Raw genomic sequence first — 14368 nt, 5'->3', positions numbered from 1 at the left:
CACGGGCGCGGGCCAAATGGACGCATGCGTCGATCGAGCCAGACCCCGCCCGCCCCTCGCCGTCCGCCCCAGGCTGAGGCGCGTGGAGGGGCCGGCGGGCTGTGGCTCTACGGGCTGCATGCGGTGGCGGCGGCGCTGGCCAACCCGGCGCGGCGGCTGAAGCGGCTGCTGGTGACGGAGGATGCGGAGGCGGCGCTGGCGGCGCGGCTCGGCGAGCGCTGGCGGGTGGCGCCGGAGCGGGTGGAGCGAGGGCGCTTCGCCACCTTCCTGCCGGAGGATGCGGTGCATCAGGGCGCGGCGCTGCTGGTGGAGCCGCTGCCGAACCTGACGCTCGACCGGGCGGTGGAGCATGGCTCGGGGCCGGTCCTGGTGCTCGATCAGGTGACGGACCCCAGGAATATCGGGGCGATCCTGCGCTCTGCCGCGGCCTTCGGGGCGTCGGCGCTGGTGATGCAGGACCGGCATGCGCCGCCGGAGACGGGGGCGCTGGCGCGGGCGGCCTCGGGCGCGCTCGAGATCGTGCCGGTGGTACGCGTGGTGAACCTGGCGCGGGCGCTCGACGAGCTGAAGAAGGCGGGACTTTGGGTCGTCGGGCTGGCGGGCGAGGCGCCGGTGACGCTGGCGCAGTCGGGCCTCGGCGGGCGTAGGGTGGCGCTGGTGCTCGGGGCGGAGGGCGACGGGATGCGGCGGCTCACGCGGGAGGGCTGCGACGAGCTGTGCCGGCTGCCCATCGCGCCGGAGATGGAGAGCCTCAACGTCTCGGCTGCCGCCGCGGTGGCGCTGTATGAGTTGGGGCGGAAGTAATAACGGAGGAAGCGATGGGGGCGGCGGCGGAGGCGATCCTCGAGGCGAGGCGGGGGCGGCGGGTGTTGGCGCCGCTCGGGGGCGCGGCCCCCAAGAATGAGGCCGAGGGCTATGCGGTGCAGCGCGAGGTTGCCGCGGCGCTGGGCGCCCTGCCCCCGGCCGGCTTCAAGATCGGCGCGACGACGCGGAAGATGCAGGAGTATCTCGGCCTCGGTGGGCCGGCGGCGGGGTTCGTGACGGCGGCGAGCGTCAATCCGAGCGGGACGGAGTTCCGCTTCGCGGATTTCGTCGCGCCGGGGGTCGAGTGCGAGATCGGGGTGCGGCTCGGGCGGGACCTGCCGGCCGGGCCCTGCACCCGGGCACAGGCGGCCGAGGCTGTGGGGGAGTTGTTCCCCGCCATCGAGATCGTCGAGCGGCGCTATGGCGACCTCATGGAGTTGGGGACGCCGGCGCTGATCGCCGACCAGGTCTTCCATGCTTCGGGGGTGATCGGGGCGCCGGTCGCGGGGTGGCGGGAGATCGACCTCGCTTCGGTGCGCGGCCGCTTCCACATCGGCGGAAAGGTGGTGGCGGAGGGGCATGGGCGGGAGCTGCTTGGCCATCCGCTGGAGGCGCTGGCCTGGCTCGCCGGGTCGGGGGCGGCGCGGGAATTCGGCGGGCTGCGGGCGGGGCAGGTGGTCTGGCTCGGCTCGGTGACACTGCCGGTCTGGCTGGAGGGGCCCTGCGAGGTCATCGCCGAATTCGAGGGGCTGGGGGAGGCGCGGCTCCGCTTGGTGTGATGGCGGCGGAAAGGGGGCGTTAATCGGCGATGGGGCAGGATGCAGCGGCCACCATGTGGTGGCTAAGTATTGGCTTCCGCCAGGATGGCGACAGGGATTGGGAAACCCCATGCCGCCCGCCGACTGGAATTTGCTGACCGACGACCTGCAACTCGCCCTCTCGCGCGAGGCGTTGCGCCGTGCCACGGAGACCCTGGCGGAACATGCCAGGCTGCTGGCCATCGAGATGGAACAGGGCACGCTGAGCGATCGCGGCGGGCCGGATGCGCTGCGGCTCTTCGCCGCCGTGGTGACGGCGACGAGCTACGATGCATTCGGGCCGATCGGGCATGCCTGAGACCGGGCCCGCAGCGGGCCGGGGCGGCTTCAGCGTGGTGCTCCGGCAAGCGAATACCGCCGGCTGGATGATTCCATCCGGCCGGGGTTTGCTCTAAGCGCCTCGGGACATTGCCGCCCGAGGACCCATGAAAGACCCGCTGCTTTTCGCCCTTGCCGTGCTCGCCGTGCTGGCGACGCCGGGGCCGACCAATACGCTGCTGGCGACCTCCGGGGCGATGGTGGGGCTGCGGCGCTCCCTGCCGCTCGTGCCGGCGGAGGCGGCGGGGTATGGCATCGCCATCCTGACGCTTGGCCTGGTGTTGGGGCCGGTGATGGCGGGGCAGCCGCTGCTGGCGGCGGCGCTGCGGGCGGCGGTCGGGGCCTATCTGCTCATGCTGGCCTGGCGGCTGTGGCGGCGGGGCGCCGGCGCGGTGGTGGGGGCGGGGCTGGTAAGGCCGCGGCAGTTGTTCCTCACCACGCTGCTCAATCCAAAGGCCATCGTCTTCGCGCTCGGCATCGTCCCCTTCGGCAAGGCGCCGGTGCTGCCTTACATGCTCGGCTTTCTCGCGCTGCTGGTCACGGTGGCGGTGGGCTGGATCGGGCTCGGCGCGGTGCTGGGGCGGGCGGCGGCGCGGCGGGGCATCGCCGGGGTTGTGCCGCGGCTCGGGGCGACGGCGGTGGCGGGGTTCGGCGTGCTGCTGCTGGTGGGGCCGTTGCTGCGGTAGGGCTCAATCGAAGTCCAGGGCGTGAATCGCTGGCTCGACACGGGCAAGACCGGCATCGGCTTAGCAACGGTTGGGCGGATGCCGGCCTCGGATCAGGCGCGGCCGAGCAGCACGTAGAGGCGGGCGGCGGGGGGCCAGGCGGCGGTGATCGGCGCCTGCCAGGCGAGCAGGGCGATGACGAAGCCGATGAGCACCAGCGCGGAGGCGGCCCAGGCGGCGGCGAGGGCCAGGCGGGCGCGGCGTGGCGGCTTCGGCGGGTCGATGGGCTGGTGCAGGCGGTTCTGCGTCGGGATCGGCGGCGGCAGGGGCCGGTCCGGCTCGGGCGGCGGCGGCTTCGGTGATGGTGCTTCGGGCGGCGCGGCGGGGGGCGGCGGGGCGGCCTCGGCCCATTCGTGGCGGCACTTCACGCAGCGCAGCATCCGCCCGCCGGCGATCAGCCGCTCCGGCACGTCATAGGCGGCTTGGCATTGGGGGCAATGGATGCGCATCGGGGCCGTAATGTGCGGCCCCCCTGCCCGCGCCGCAAGCGCCCGCGCACGGGCCTTGGCGTGCCGGCCCGGCGGCGGCATTGTCCGGCCCCATGGTGCGCTTCGATGATGTCGGGCTGCGATACGGGTCCGGGCCGGCGCCGGAGGTGCTGCGCGACGTCAGCTTCGTCCTGCCGCAGGGCAGCTTCCACTGGCTGCTCGGGCCATCGGGCGCGGGGAAGTCCTCGCTGCTCGGGCTGATGCATCTCGCCCTGAGGCCGAGCCGGGGGGAGGTAGAGGTGCTGGGCCAGCCGCTTTCCCGACTACGGCGCGGGGCGCTGCCGGGGCTCCGGCGCAGGATCGGCGTGGTCTATCAGGATTTCCGGCTGCTGCCGCACCTCACCGTCTTCGACAACGTGGCGCTGCCGATGCGCATCGCCGGGCGGGCGGAAGCGCAGCTGCGGGCGGATGTCGGCGAGATGCTGCGCTGGACGGGGCTCGATGCGAAGGCGGGGGCGCTGCCGGCGACGCTCTCGGGCGGTGAGCAGCAGCGGGTGGCGCTCGCCCGGGCGGTGGTGATGCGCCCTGCCCTGCTGGTCGCGGACGAGCCGACAGGCAACCTCGACGGCGTGCAGGCGCGGCGGGTGCTGGCGCTGCTGCGGGAGATGCATCGGCTGGGCACTACCGTTGTCGTGGCGACCCATGCGGAGGGTCTGGTCGCCGAGCATCCGGCTCCGGCGCTGCGCATGGAGGAAGGACGGCTGGTGGCGCATGGCTAGGCCGCCAAGAGTAAGGCGCAGCCGGGGGCGGGATCCGCTCGGGCTGCGACGGGCGCTGTCGGACCGGCTGCTGCCGGCGCTGGTGGCGGCGATGGCGTTGCTGGCGGCGCTGGCCCTCGCCGGAGCGCAGGGGGCGGCGGAGCTGACGGCGCGGTGGGAGGCCGGCGCCGCCGCGGCGGTGACGGTGCAGCTGCCGCCGGCCGCCGCCTCGGGCGGGCGGCTGGAGCGGGCGCTGGCGGCGCTCGAGGCGCTGCCGGAGGTGGCCGAGGCCAGAGTGATGAGCGAGGCGCAGATGCAGGCGCTGCTCAGGCCCTGGCTGGGCGAGGCGCCGGCAGTCGCGCTGCCGCTGGTGATCGAGCTGCGGCTGGCGGAGCTGCCGGCCTCGCCCGACGAGCTGGCGGGGCGGATCGCGGCGGCGGTGCCTGGGGGCGTGGTCGAGTCGCATGGCGTCTGGGTGGCGCGGCTGGTGGCGCTGGCACGGAGCCTGCAAACGGTGGCGCTCGCGGCGCTGGTGCTGGTGGCGGGGATCGCGGCGGCGGTGGTCGCGGTCGCGGTGCGGGCGGGGATCGCGGCGCGGCGGGCGGCGATCGCCCTGCTGCACGACATGGGTGCGACGGATACCGATATCGCCGGGCGTTTCGCCGGGCGGGCGGGGCTGCTGGTGGGGACCGGGGCGCTGCTCGGGACGCTGCTGGCGGCGCCGGTGCTGGCGGGCTTCGCCGATCTGGCGGCGCCGCTGCTCGGGCAGGTGCCGGCGGGGTCGGTGGCGGGGCTGCCCTGGGGGAGCGTGCCCTGGGCGGCGCTCGCCCTGCTGCCGCTGCTGGGCGCGGCGCTCGGCTGGCTGACGGCACAGGTGACGGTGCGGCGCTGGCTGCGGCGGCTGCCGTGAGCGAGGCGGCCCTCCGGAGCAGGAAGAGGCGGCGCTGGCTGGTGCTGGCGCCGGTGCTGGGCTTCAGCCTGCTGGTTCTCGGCTTCGGCTGGTTCCTGGTGGTGGCGGGGCAGGGGCCGGCGGAGCCGGGGCGGCATACGGATGGCATCGCGGTGCTGACCGGCGGGGCGGAGCGCGTCGAGACCGGGTTGCGGCTGCTGCGCGAGGGGCGGGCGGAGCATCTGCTCGTCTCCGGCGTGCATCCGCAGGTGACTTTGGCCGACCTGGCGCGGCTGGCGGCGCTGGAGCCGGAGGCGCTCGGCGAGCGCGTCAGCCTCGGGCCGCGGGCGACGACGACGCGGGGCAATGCCGCCGAGATCGCCGATTGGGCGCGAGCGAAGGAAATCCGCTCGCTCCTGGTGGTGACGGCGGGCTATCACATGCCGCGGGCGCTGCTGGAGCTGCGGCGACGCCTGCCGGAGGTTGTGCTGGTTGCCCATCCCGTGGTGCCGGCCAGGCTGCGCGACCCGGCAGCGGGCGGACGGGCGAGGACCTGGTCGCTGCTGGCGGGGGAGTACCTGAAATTCCTCGCAGCCTGGGCCGGCCTGCCCTACCTGCTCGGCCTGCCCCTGGATCCCCCTTGATGACCTGGCTTCGTTCTGTTCTGTTCAACATTGCCTTTTTCGGCAGCACGGCGATGGTCGCGGTGCTAGCGACGCCGGTGCTCCTGGCGCCCGGCCGCTGGACCATGCCGGTGATCCGCTTCTGGGCCTGGCTGGTGGTGCAGGAGCTGCGGCTGATCTGCGGCATCCGCCTGCATGTAACGGGGCGGGAGCACCTGCCGCAGTCCGGGCCGGCGCTGATCGCGGCGAAGCACCAGTCGGCGCTCGACACCATCATCTGGCTGCTGCTGGTGCCGCGCTGCTGCTACGTGCTGAAGCAGGAATTGCTGCGCATTCCCTTCTACGGCTTCCTCGTCGCCAAGGCGGGGATGATTCCGGTGGACCGCGAGGGCGGCGGGGCGGCGATGCGGCAGCTGCTGAAGGACGGGCGAAAGGCGATGGCGGCGGGGCGGCAGCTCGTCATCTTCCCCGAGGGGACGCGGGTGGCGCCGGGGCAGCACAGCCCTTATCAGCCGGGGATTGCGGCGCTGGCCTCGGCGACGGGGCTGCCGGTGATCCCGGTGGCGACCGATAGCGGGCGGCTCTGGGGGCGGCGGGCCTTCCGCAAGCGGCCGGGGGTGATCTCCATCGCCGTGCTGCCGCCGCTGCCGGCGGGGCTGCCGAGGCCGGTGCTGATGCGCGAGTTGGAGGCCGTCATCGAGCGGGAGACGGACCGGCTGATGGGCCTGGCCCCTGTGGATAAAACCGTGGATGAGTTGGTGCCGACCGCTGCGCCGTGAGGCCAGCCGGAGACCGCAAGCTGCTGCCGGAGCGGGGTTTTTCCACAGAGGAGGCTTGTGCAGGGCCACTCATCCACCGCACATTGCACAGGCTAACGCATTGAAATAGGCGGATATTCCGCGAGATAGCCACAAGCCGTCCCCCGGCCCCGATCACGCGCTCTTCAATGATTCGGCCGCAAATTGAAGGGGTTGGGAGAAGTGTGGATGCTTTGTTCCCGGGACTCAGCCCGGCGGCAGCAGGGCGGCGATGCGGTCGAGCGCGGCGTCGCGGATGCCGAGGTCGCGGAGATGGGAGACGGTGTTCATCAGGTAGTCCCGGTTCGCCCCCGCCTGGCCGATGCCGAGGGCGATGGCGGCGGCGGCAACCTCCGGCGCCGGGCGGCAATAGGCGGCGTGGCGGCGGTTCGCGACATAGGTGACGGCTTGTACGGTGCGGCCGTCATCAAGCAGGCGGACGGGCAGCAGGCGGCGGGTGTAGACAATCTCGCCGGCGACATTCTCCCGCGCGTCGAGATAGGCGAGGGTTTCCTCCGCCGCTTCGGGGGCGACGGCGAAGGCGACGCCGCGGCAGGCGCCGCCGCGGTCGAGGCCGAGGACCAGGCCGGGCTGCTCCGCCGTGCCGCGGTAGTGGCGGCTGGTGAGGCAGAAGCGGCGGTGGAAGCCACGCAGCAGCGCAGGGTGACGCGACTCGTAGGCGAAGCCGGGGCGCCAGATCAGCGAGCCATAGGCGAAGATATGGAGGGATTCGGGCATGCGGGTCCGGGTATCGGCAATCGCCTGCCGCGTGGGGGCGCGGTATAGCGCCGGGCATCATGCCAGCCAAGCCGAACCCCCTCCCCCGCCGTCTCCTTCTCGGGGGGCTGGCGTTGCTGCTGCTGCTCGGGCTGGGGCAGGTGGTGCTCTGGCGCTGGATGGCGGGGCAGGTGGAGGCGGGGCTCGCCGGCTGGGCGGCGGCGCGGCAAGCCGAAGGCTGGGTGGTGGAGCATGGGGCGCCGGTGCGCGGCGGCTGGCCGCTGGTCGTGCGGCTGCGGGTGCCGGATTTCCGGCTGGCATCCGAAGGGGTGGAGTGGCGGGCGCCGTCGCTCGACCTCGCCGTCGAGATGCTGCGGCCGATGCGGCTGGAGGTGGTGCTGGCGGGAGAGCACCGGCTGCGGCTCGGGGATGCGGAGGTGCCGGTGACGGCGGAGCGGCTGGTCGCGCGCCTGCCGGTCGAGCGGCGGGCACTGCCGAGCGAGGCGGCGATCGAGGGGGGCGGGCTCAGGATCGGCGGGCTGGGGGTGGCGGGGCTGCGGCTCGATCTCGAGACGCGTGAGGGCGCTGCCGAGGGCGAGACGGCGCTGGCGCTGCGGGGCGGGCTCGACGGGGTGGAGTTGCCGGTGCCGGTGGCGGGGCTGGGTGGGCGGGTGGTGCGGGCCGGGATCGAGGCGGCGCTGACCGGGCCGGTGCCGCCGCCGGGCGGGCCGCGGGCGCAGGCCGCCGCTTGGCGCGATGGTGGCGGGACGCTGGCCGTGTCGCGCCTCGACCTCGCCTGGGGGCCGGCGGTGGCGGTGCTCCAGGCGACGCTGTCGCTCGACCGGGAATTGCAGCCGATGGGGGCGGGCACGCTGCGGCTGACCGGGGCGGCGGCGGCGCTGGATGCGCTGGTGGCGGCCGGGGTGGTGGCGCCGCGCGGGGCGGGGATGGCGCGGAGGATGGTCGGCATGCTGGCCCGGGTGCCGCCGGAGGGCGGGCCGCCGCGGATCGATGTGCCGGTGACGCTGGAGCGGCAGCGCCTCGGCATCGCCGGCATGGCGGTCGGGCGGATCGGCGCCTGGGAGTGGCCGTGAGATGAGGGGTGGCCAGGCCAGGCGCGATGGGCTAGGCTCCGCCTCGATGCACACTCGCTTCCTCCGCACTGCGCGAATTACCGGCCCGGCTGCCTGAGCCGCGCCGTGGGTACGGCGCGTCCGCGCCGCCGGGTTGTCCCGCCCACCCACACGCCAGTCCGGAAGCTTCCATCATGTGCGATTCTAACCTCGTCTCCGTCCGATTTTCCGTGCTCGCCGAGAGCAGCCCGGGGCTGCTGCCGCGCCTGCTCCAGCCACTCGCCAAGCGCGACCTGACCGCCGACGCCATGACGGCGCGGCGCGAGGGCGACGACATGCGGGTGGAACTGGTGCTCGACGCCATGCCAGAGGAGATGGTGCATCTCGTTGCCGGCAACCTCGGGCAGGTGATGGGCGTGATGGAGGTGCGAGTCGTTGCCGGTTCGGCCTTGCAATTGGCCGCTTGACGGCAAAGTTAATGTGCAGCGCAACATGGCGCTGCGACGGTCTTCGCGGCCGGGACTTCCCTGACCGAGGACCGGATAAGGACTCGGCCGATGCTATGGGACGCCCTCCCCGATGCGCTGCTGCTGGCGCGCATCCAGTTCGCTTTCACGGTCACCTTCCACTTCCTGTTTCCGGCCTTCACCATCGGGCTCGCCAGCTATCTCGCGGTGCTGGAGGGGCTGTGGCTCTGGACCGGGCGGGCGGCCTATCTCGACCTGTTCCGCTATTGGCTGAAGGTCTTCGCGGTGAACTTCGCCATGGGCGTCGTCTCCGGCATCGTGCTGTCCTACCAGTTCGGCACCAATTGGTCGGTCTTCGCCGACCGCACCGGGCCGATCCTCGGGCCGCTGATGGGCTATGAGGTGCTGACGGCCTTCTTCCTTGAGGCGGGGTTCCTCGGGGTGATGCTGTTCGGGCTGGGGCGCGTGGGGAAAGGGCTGCATTTCGCGGCGACGAGCCTGGTTGCCATCGGGACGCTGATCTCGGGCTTCTGGATCCTCTCGGCCAATTCCTGGATGCACACGCCGGCCGGCTACACGATCGGGCCGGATGGGCGCTTCCTGCCGGCGGACTGGTGGGCGATCGTCTTCAACCCGTCCTTTCCCTTCCGCTACCTGCACACCATCACCGGGGCTTACCTGACGACAGCGATGATCGTCGGCGCGGTGGGGGCTTTCCACATCCTCCGCGACAGGCGGAATGAGCGGGCGCGGCTGATGTTCTCCATGGCGATGTGGATGGCGGCCTGCGTCTCGCCCATGCAGGCCGTATTCGGCGACATGCAGGGGCTGGTGGCGTTGGAGCACCAGCCACAGAAGGTGGCCGCCATGGAGGGGCACTGGGAGACGCAGCGCGGCGCGCCGCTCATCCTGTTCGGCATGCCGGACATGGAGCGGGAGGAGACGCGGATGCGGGTCGAGGTCCCTTATCTCGGCAGCCTGATCCTGCGGCATAGCCTGGATGGCGAAATCCGCGGGCTGAAGGACTTCCCGCCCGACCAGCGGCCGACCAATGTGCCGCTGGTCTTCTGGTCCTTCCGCATCATGGTCGGCATCGGCTGCCTGATGATCGCGCTCGGCGCGGTCTCGCTCTGGCTGCGGTGGCGGGGGAGGCTCTACGACACGCCCTGGTTCCAGCGATGGGCGGTGGCGATGGCGCCGGCCGGCCTCATCGCCGTCACCTTCGGCTGGATCACCACGGAGGCGGGGCGGCAACCCTTCACCGTCTATGGGCTGATGCGGACGGCAGAGAGCGTGAGCCCGATCGCGGCGCCGGCGGTCGCGGCCTCGCTGGCGGCCTTCGTCATCGTCTACTTCTGCGTCTTCGGCGCGGGCATGTGGTACCTGTTCCGCCTCGTCGGCAAGCCGCCGCTGCCGCAGGAGGAAGGGCCGCGGAACGACCAGCCGATCCGCACCGCTGGCATCACGCCCGCGCCCTCGGCACAGCGGCCGCCGGCGCGGCACCCGGAGCCCGCCGAATGACCGCCGAGACGATCGCCACGATCTGGGCCTTCCTGATCGCCACCGCCGTCTTTCTCTATGTCTGCATGGACGGGTTCGACCTCGGCGTCGGCATCCTCTTCCCCTGGATCAGGGGGCAGGAGGATCGCGATGTCTCGGTCAACACCATCGCTCCGGTCTGGGACGGGAACGAGACCTGGCTGGTGATGGGGGGTGCGGGGCTCTTCGCCGTCTTCCCGCTGGCCTATGCGACGATCATGCCGGCGCTGTACATGCCCATCATCCTGATGCTGCTGGCGCTGATCTTCCGCGGCGTCTCCTTCGAGATGCGCTTCCGCGCGGCGACGGAGGGGCAGCGGCTCGCCTGGGACCGGGCCTTCTCCTGGGGGAGCTACGCGGCGACGCTGTGCCAGGGGGTGGCGCTCGGCGCCTTCGTCCAGGGGATCGAGGTGGAGGAGCGGGCTTATGCCGGCGGCTGGTGGGACTGGTTGACGCCCTTCTCCTGCCTCACCGCCGTCGCGCTGGTGGTGGGCTACGGGCTGCTCGGCGCCTGCTGGCTGGTATGGAAGACCGAGGGCGAGTTGCAGGACCAGGCGCGCGGGCTGGCGCGCGGGCTCGGCGTGCTGACGCTGCTGCTCATCGCGCTGGTGAGTGCGATCATGCCCTTCCTGCTGCCGGAGTTCCGGGAGCGGTGGTTCGCCTTCCCGGCGATCCTGACGGCGCTGCCGGTGCCGGTGCTGGTGGTGTTCCTCGGGTGGCGGATGTTCAAGGCGCTGAGGGAGACGAATGGGCATCCGTGGCGGGACGGGCTGCCCTTCCTCTGTGCGCTCGGGCTATTCTTCCTCGCCTATACGGGGCTCGGCATCTCCATGTGGCCGATGATCGTGCCGCCGGAGCTGACGATCTGGGATGCGGCGGCGCCGCGGGATTCGCAGCTCTTCCTGCTGGTCGGGGCGGCGGTGCTGATCCCAATCATCCTGGCCTATACCGGCTACGTCTATTGGTTGTTCCGGGGGAAGGTGAAGCATGGCGAGGGGTACCATTAGCCGCTGGCTGTGGTTCCTCGGGCTCTGGGCGGCGGGGGTGGTGACGGTGGGGGCCGTCGCCATGGTGCTCAGGACGCTGATGAAGGCGCTGTGAGCCGGGCCAGAAGGGCGTCAATATCGGCCTCGGGGGCGAGGAGTTCGGCGAGGGTATAGGGGCAGGCGGGGGGCAGCGGGCGCGACGGGCCGCCCATCGCCTGGAGCTTACGTTCGGCGAAGCGGTGCGCCCGGCGCCATTTCTCGGTCAGGCGAAGCCGTTGCGCCATACTGGGCGAAAAACGGTCCCGCGCGCTGTCCAGGGCCGCCTGGGCTTCGGCCAGCCAGTGCTGCACCGGCTCCGGCTGGGGTGAGGCATGGGCCAGCAGGAGGTGGCGCAGCGCGACCTCGATCAAGCTCTCGGTCGCGTTGAGTTCGCTCCGCCCCACGCTTTCGACCTCGTCGATCAGGTTGGTCCAGTCGACGGCGTCATTCACCCGCTCGCCGGCGGCGAGGCGGCGGAGCAGATCGGCCTGCTGCTCGGACCAGAGCAGAATGTCGCGGTCGTAGAGCCCGTCCATGGGCAGAAGATAGGGCGCGGCGAGGCTGGGCGCTACGCTTGCTTCCGCTCGATCAGCCCCCGCCGGATGCGGCGCCCCCGCCGGATGCGGTCCTCGATGAAATCCGCCTCGCCCCAGCGGACGGCGCGGGCCAGGGCGTGGCTGTCCTCGGTGAAGCGGGCGAGCATCTCCAGGAGCGCGTCGCGGTTGTTGAGGAAGATGTCGCGCCACATGTCGATGTCGCTGGCGGCGATGCGGGTGAAGTCGCGGAAGCCGGAGGCGGCGAATTTCAGCACGGCCTCGCGCGTCTCTTCGGCCAGGTCATCGGCGGTGCCGCAGATGGTGAAGGCGATGAGGTGCGGCAGGTGGGAGACGATGGCGACGACCTTGTCATGGGTCGCGGCGTCCATGCTCTCGACGGTGGAGCCGGCGCGGCGCCAGAGCTCGGCCACCCGCTCCTGCGCGGCGCGGTCGCCGCCCGGCAGCGGGGTGAGGATGACGTAGCGGCCCTCGAAGAGCGTTGCGAAGCCGGCATCGGGGCCGGAATGCTCGGTGCCGGCCATGGGGTGGGCGGGGACCAAGTGGACGCCCGGCGGCAGGAGAGGCGCGAGGTCGCGGATGACGCTGCCCTTGGTGCTGCCGACATCGGTGAGGATGCAGCCGAGCGAGAGATGCGGCGCGATCTGCGCCATCACCCCAGCATAGGCGCCGACGGGGACGCAGAGAATGACGCAATCCGCACCCGCGACGGCGCGGGCGGCGTCCTCCTCGACCACATCGGCGAAGCCGAGCTCGCGGATGCGAGCCAGCGTCTCCGGCTTGCGGGTATGGGCGACGATCGTCTCCGCGATGTCGCCCCGCTCCCGCGCCAGCTGGGCGATGGAGCTGCCGATGAGGCCGGCGCCGATGAGGCAGAGGCGCCGGAACAGGGGCTCGCTCATGTGGTGCCGTGCATGAAGCCCGTCAGCGCGTCGAGCACCATGCCGCACTCCTCCGCGGTGCCGATGGTGATGCGCAGGCATTGCGGCAGGCTGTAGCTGGCCATGGCGCGGACGATGAGGCCGCGGGACTTCAGCGCCGCGTCGGCGCCCTTGGCGCGCTCAGTGGTGCCGAAATCGGCGAGGATGAAATTGCCCTCGCTCGGGTGGACGGTGATGCCGGCGGCGCGGAGGCCGTCGGAGAGCTTCGACCGCCATTCGCTGTTGTGGGCGACGGACTTCTCGACCCAGCCGGGCTCAGCCAGCGCCGCGATGCCGGCGGCCATGGCGGGGGCGTTGACGTTGAAGGGGCCGCGGACGCGGTTCAGCACGTCGGTGATGTGTGGCGGCGCATAGGTCCAGCCGAGGCGCACGCCGCCGAGGCCGAAGACCTTGCTGAAGGTCCGCGTCATGATGGTGTTGGTGCCGGCCTCGACCAGCGCCACGCCCGGGTCGTAGTCGGGGCGGGTGACGTATTCGGCATAGGCGCTGTCGAGGACGAGCAGCACGTCCTCGCGGAGGCCGGCGCGCAGGCGCTCGATCTCGGATTGCGGCAGGATGGAGCCGGTCGGGTTGTTCGGGTTGGCGAGGAACATCAGACGGGTGCGGGGCCCGACCGCGGCGAGCAACGCATCGACATCGGCGGTCAGGTTCCGCTCCGGCACCTTGATGATGCGGCAGCCGGCATAGCGGCCGGCGATGTCGTACATGACGAAGCCATGGGCGCTCATCACGAGCTCCGTGCCTTCGCCGCCATAGGCCATGATGATGTGGCCGATCAGCTCGTCGGAGCCGTTGCCGCAGACGATCTTCTCCACGTCCAGGCCGTAGCGGGCGGCGATGGCCTGGCGGAGGGCGGTGCTGCCGCCGTCGGGGTAGCGGTGCAGTTCCGTCGCCAGCTTCGCATAAGCGGCCTGGGCGCCGGGGGGGACGCCGAAGGCGCCCTCGTTGGAGGAGAGCTTGATGATGCGGTTGACGCCCGGAATCTTCGACTCGCCGCCGACATAGGGCTCAATCGAGAGGATGGAGGGGCGGGGCAGCAGGGTGGGCATCAGCCGATGTCTCCTCTCTCGGGCACCGCGTAGAAACCCAGCGGCAGGGCACGGTCGACGGGCAGGGCGGCGAGGCGGGGGTCGCCCGCCTCGAGCACGCCATCGACCTCGACCAGGGCGCGCAGCACGCCGCCGTCGCGGCGAAGCTGCATCATGCAGGGGGCGAGGCCGGCGGAGGCCAGCGCGGTGGCGAGCTGGGCGCGGCTGCGATCCGCCATCGCCTCGATGCGCAGGAGGGAGCGGTCGGCGCCGCTCGGGTCCGGCGCGCCGGGGGCGAGGGCCAGGGCCTCGGGCCGCGGCTCCGCGCTGTAGAAGGGCAGCCGGGCGATGACCTGGAGGCGGGGGCTGTCGAGGCTGGTCCACCAGGCCTCCTCGGGCGCCTCGGCTTCCTCCGGCAGGGGGAGGACGGCGACCTGGGCCTCGCCGGCGGCGACGGCGGCCAGCGCGCGGGTCGCGGTCGGCAGGGTGCGGAGCGGCGTCAGGCTGCCGAAATGCTCGCGCGCGACGCGGCCGAATTCCGGGGTGCGGGCATAGACCGCGACGGTGAAGCCGCCCTGCTGGGCGGAGGAGGCGGCGAGAATCTCGCGCCAGAGCCGGACCAGCGCCTCGGGTGGCAGGGCGCCGTGGTGGCGGGCGAGCAGGCGGCGGAGGATCATCGCCTCTCGGCCGGGGCGGAGCGGGCTCGGGCTGCCGGCCTTGGCGCGGCTGGCAGCGAGGCGGGCGACGACCTCCGCCCGGCGCATCACCAGATCGTGCAGCGCGTCGTCCAGCGCATCGATCTCCGCGCGGGCGGCGGCGAGCGGGTTGGGCGCGGCGGGGTCGAGGGTGGTGTCGGGGGTCATG

19 protein-coding genes are annotated in these 14368 nt (G+C 72.4%); 13 read left to right on the top strand and 6 right to left on the bottom strand.

Going from position 1 to position 14368, the window contains the following annotated elements:
* The first annotated feature begins 24 nt into the window (after window positions 1-24).
* The 4 genes from rlmB (at window position 25) to EP26_RS17085 (ending at window position 2626) form a co-directional block, all read left to right on the top strand.
* Window positions 25-804: a 23S rRNA (guanosine(2251)-2'-O)-methyltransferase RlmB gene (gene rlmB / locus EP26_RS17100; protein WP_211259461.1), complete on the top strand. Its 780-nt coding sequence runs from the start codon at window positions 25-27 to the stop codon at window positions 802-804.
* Window positions 805-818: 14 nt separating this feature from the next.
* A complete protein-coding gene (locus tag EP26_RS17095; RefSeq protein WP_043340281.1) occupies window positions 819-1583 on the top strand; it encodes a 2-keto-4-pentenoate hydratase in 765 nt (254 codons plus the stop codon).
* A gap of 109 nt (window positions 1584-1692) precedes the next feature.
* Window positions 1693-1920, top strand: a complete 228-nt coding sequence (locus tag EP26_RS17090) for a hypothetical protein (protein WP_043340280.1) — start codon at window positions 1693-1695, stop codon at window positions 1918-1920.
* Window positions 1921-2047: 127 nt separating this feature from the next.
* On the top strand, window positions 2048-2626 hold the full coding sequence (locus EP26_RS17085) for a LysE family translocator (protein WP_043340278.1): 579 nt from the start codon (window positions 2048-2050) through the stop codon (window positions 2624-2626).
* Between the two features lie 92 nt (window positions 2627-2718).
* On the opposite strand, the gene EP26_RS17080 is transcribed toward EP26_RS17085, so the two are convergent.
* On the bottom strand, window positions 2719-3195 hold the full coding sequence (locus EP26_RS17080) for a zinc-ribbon domain-containing protein (RefSeq protein ID WP_084112617.1): 477 nt from the start codon (window positions 3193-3195) through the stop codon (window positions 2719-2721).
* Window positions 3196-3206: 11 nt separating this feature from the next.
* On the opposite strand from EP26_RS17080, the gene EP26_RS17075 reads away from it, so the two are divergent.
* From EP26_RS17075 to EP26_RS17060, 4 genes are read left to right on the top strand one after another with little or no spacing between them, the layout of a single operon-like run.
* Window positions 3207-3872, top strand: a complete 666-nt coding sequence (locus EP26_RS17075; protein WP_043340276.1) for a cell division ATP-binding protein FtsE — start codon at window positions 3207-3209, stop codon at window positions 3870-3872.
* Window positions 3865-4761, top strand: a complete 897-nt coding sequence (locus tag EP26_RS17070) for an FtsX-like permease family protein (protein WP_043340274.1) — start codon at window positions 3865-3867, stop codon at window positions 4759-4761. Before EP26_RS17075 ends, EP26_RS17070 begins: the two co-directional genes overlap by 8 nt.
* Window positions 4758-5384 (top strand): YdcF family protein, encoded by a 627-nt coding sequence (locus EP26_RS17065; RefSeq protein ID WP_052389303.1) that lies wholly within the window; start codon window positions 4758-4760, stop codon window positions 5382-5384. The genes EP26_RS17070 and EP26_RS17065 overlap by 4 nt, the downstream gene beginning before the upstream one ends.
* Window positions 5384-6142, top strand: a complete 759-nt coding sequence (locus EP26_RS17060) for a lysophospholipid acyltransferase family protein (protein WP_043340269.1) — start codon at window positions 5384-5386, stop codon at window positions 6140-6142. The genes EP26_RS17065 and EP26_RS17060 overlap by 1 nt, the downstream gene beginning before the upstream one ends.
* 225 nt (window positions 6143-6367) lie before the next feature.
* Here EP26_RS17060 and EP26_RS17055 read toward each other — a convergent pair whose 3' ends face one another.
* Window positions 6368-6898 carry a gamma-glutamylcyclotransferase gene (locus EP26_RS17055; RefSeq protein ID WP_043340266.1) on the bottom strand — a complete coding sequence of 177 codons (531 nt, stop codon included), beginning with the start codon at window positions 6896-6898 and terminating at the stop codon, window positions 6368-6370.
* Between the two features lie 59 nt (window positions 6899-6957).
* On the opposite strand from EP26_RS17055, the gene EP26_RS17050 reads away from it, so the two are divergent.
* The 5 genes from EP26_RS17050 to EP26_RS33275 all read left to right on the top strand — a co-directional run bounded on the left by EP26_RS17050 (window position 6958) and on the right by EP26_RS33275 (window position 11057).
* A complete protein-coding gene (locus EP26_RS17050; protein ID WP_084112616.1) occupies window positions 6958-7971 on the top strand; it encodes a DUF2125 domain-containing protein in 1014 nt (337 codons plus the stop codon).
* A 173-nt stretch (window positions 7972-8144) separates the two neighbouring features.
* Window positions 8145-8417: a hypothetical protein gene (locus EP26_RS17045; RefSeq protein ID WP_043340260.1), complete on the top strand. Its 273-nt coding sequence runs from the start codon at window positions 8145-8147 to the stop codon at window positions 8415-8417.
* A 90-nt stretch (window positions 8418-8507) separates the two neighbouring features.
* Window positions 8508-9938: a cytochrome ubiquinol oxidase subunit I gene (locus EP26_RS17040; protein ID WP_043340259.1), complete on the top strand. Its 1431-nt coding sequence runs from the start codon at window positions 8508-8510 to the stop codon at window positions 9936-9938.
* Window positions 9935-10963 (top strand): cytochrome d ubiquinol oxidase subunit II, encoded by a 1029-nt coding sequence (gene cydB, locus EP26_RS17035; protein WP_043340257.1) that lies wholly within the window; start codon window positions 9935-9937, stop codon window positions 10961-10963. Before EP26_RS17040 ends, cydB begins: the two co-directional genes overlap by 4 nt.
* Window positions 10944-11057 (top strand): DUF2474 family protein, encoded by a 114-nt coding sequence (locus EP26_RS33275; protein ID WP_084112615.1) that lies wholly within the window; start codon window positions 10944-10946, stop codon window positions 11055-11057. Before cydB ends, EP26_RS33275 begins: the two co-directional genes overlap by 20 nt.
* On the opposite strand, the gene EP26_RS17030 is transcribed toward EP26_RS33275, so the two are convergent.
* From EP26_RS17030 to EP26_RS17015, 4 genes are read right to left on the bottom strand one after another with little or no spacing between them, the layout of a single operon-like run.
* Window positions 11032-11517, bottom strand: coding sequence for a DUF29 domain-containing protein (locus tag EP26_RS17030; protein WP_052389302.1), 486 nt, complete (start codon window positions 11515-11517; stop codon window positions 11032-11034). The two genes, EP26_RS33275 and EP26_RS17030, sit on opposite strands and share 26 nt — an antisense overlap.
* A 32-nt stretch (window positions 11518-11549) precedes the next feature.
* A complete protein-coding gene (locus tag EP26_RS17025) occupies window positions 11550-12437 on the bottom strand; it encodes a prephenate/arogenate dehydrogenase family protein (protein WP_043340256.1) in 888 nt (295 codons plus the stop codon).
* Window positions 12434-13525, bottom strand: a complete 1092-nt coding sequence (gene hisC / locus EP26_RS17020) for a histidinol-phosphate transaminase (protein ID WP_043340254.1) — start codon at window positions 13523-13525, stop codon at window positions 12434-12436. Before hisC ends, EP26_RS17025 begins: the two co-directional genes overlap by 4 nt.
* A complete protein-coding gene (locus tag EP26_RS17015) occupies window positions 13525-14367 on the bottom strand; it encodes a chorismate mutase (RefSeq protein ID WP_043340253.1) in 843 nt (280 codons plus the stop codon). Before EP26_RS17015 ends, hisC begins: the two co-directional genes overlap by 1 nt.
* Between the last annotated feature and the right edge of the window lies 1 nt (window position 14368).

The organism is Belnapia moabensis DSM 16746, from assembly GCF_000745835.1.
GTDB lineage: Bacteria > Pseudomonadota > Alphaproteobacteria > Acetobacterales > Acetobacteraceae > Belnapia > Belnapia moabensis.
Note: the sequence above shows the minus strand (reverse complement) of the source record. Positions and strands in the feature narration are given on the sequence as shown.

What these genes read in the sequence shown, in the direction of transcription:
- EP26_RS17090 (WP_043340280.1), top strand. Translation starts at nt 1,693, where the DNA reads ATGCCGCCCGCCGACTGGAATTTGCTGACCGACGACCTGCAACTCGCC.
- EP26_RS17025 (WP_043340256.1), bottom strand. Translation starts at nt 12,437, where the DNA reads ATGAGCGAGCCCCTGTTCCGGCGCCTCTGCCTCATCGGCGCCGGCCTC.
- EP26_RS17060 (WP_043340269.1), top strand. Translation starts at nt 5,384, where the DNA reads ATGACCTGGCTTCGTTCTGTTCTGTTCAACATTGCCTTTTTCGGCAGC.
- EP26_RS17030 (WP_052389302.1), bottom strand. Translation starts at nt 11,517, where the DNA reads ATGGACGGGCTCTACGACCGCGACATTCTGCTCTGGTCCGAGCAGCAG.
- EP26_RS17050 (WP_084112616.1), top strand. Translation starts at nt 6,958, where the DNA reads ATGCCAGCCAAGCCGAACCCCCTCCCCCGCCGTCTCCTTCTCGGGGGG.
- EP26_RS17045 (WP_043340260.1), top strand. Translation starts at nt 8,145, where the DNA reads ATGTGCGATTCTAACCTCGTCTCCGTCCGATTTTCCGTGCTCGCCGAG.
- EP26_RS17095 (WP_043340281.1), top strand. Translation starts at nt 819, where the DNA reads ATGGGGGCGGCGGCGGAGGCGATCCTCGAGGCGAGGCGGGGGCGGCGG.
- hisC (WP_043340254.1), bottom strand. Translation starts at nt 13,525, where the DNA reads ATGCCCACCCTGCTGCCCCGCCCCTCCATCCTCTCGATTGAGCCCTAT.
- EP26_RS17080 (WP_084112617.1), bottom strand. Translation starts at nt 3,195, where the DNA reads ATGCCGCCGCCGGGCCGGCACGCCAAGGCCCGTGCGCGGGCGCTTGCG.
- EP26_RS17055 (WP_043340266.1), bottom strand. Translation starts at nt 6,898, where the DNA reads ATGCCCGAATCCCTCCATATCTTCGCCTATGGCTCGCTGATCTGGCGC.
- cydB (WP_043340257.1), top strand. Translation starts at nt 9,935, where the DNA reads ATGACCGCCGAGACGATCGCCACGATCTGGGCCTTCCTGATCGCCACC.
- EP26_RS17075 (WP_043340276.1), top strand. Translation starts at nt 3,207, where the DNA reads ATGGTGCGCTTCGATGATGTCGGGCTGCGATACGGGTCCGGGCCGGCG.
- EP26_RS17040 (WP_043340259.1), top strand. Translation starts at nt 8,508, where the DNA reads ATGCTATGGGACGCCCTCCCCGATGCGCTGCTGCTGGCGCGCATCCAG.
- rlmB (WP_211259461.1), top strand. Translation starts at nt 25, where the DNA reads ATGCGTCGATCGAGCCAGACCCCGCCCGCCCCTCGCCGTCCGCCCCAG.
- EP26_RS17085 (WP_043340278.1), top strand. Translation starts at nt 2,048, where the DNA reads ATGAAAGACCCGCTGCTTTTCGCCCTTGCCGTGCTCGCCGTGCTGGCG.
- EP26_RS17070 (WP_043340274.1), top strand. Translation starts at nt 3,865, where the DNA reads ATGGCTAGGCCGCCAAGAGTAAGGCGCAGCCGGGGGCGGGATCCGCTC.
- EP26_RS33275 (WP_084112615.1), top strand. Translation starts at nt 10,944, where the DNA reads ATGGCGAGGGGTACCATTAGCCGCTGGCTGTGGTTCCTCGGGCTCTGG.
- EP26_RS17015 (WP_043340253.1), bottom strand. Translation starts at nt 14,367, where the DNA reads ATGACCCCCGACACCACCCTCGACCCCGCCGCGCCCAACCCGCTCGCC.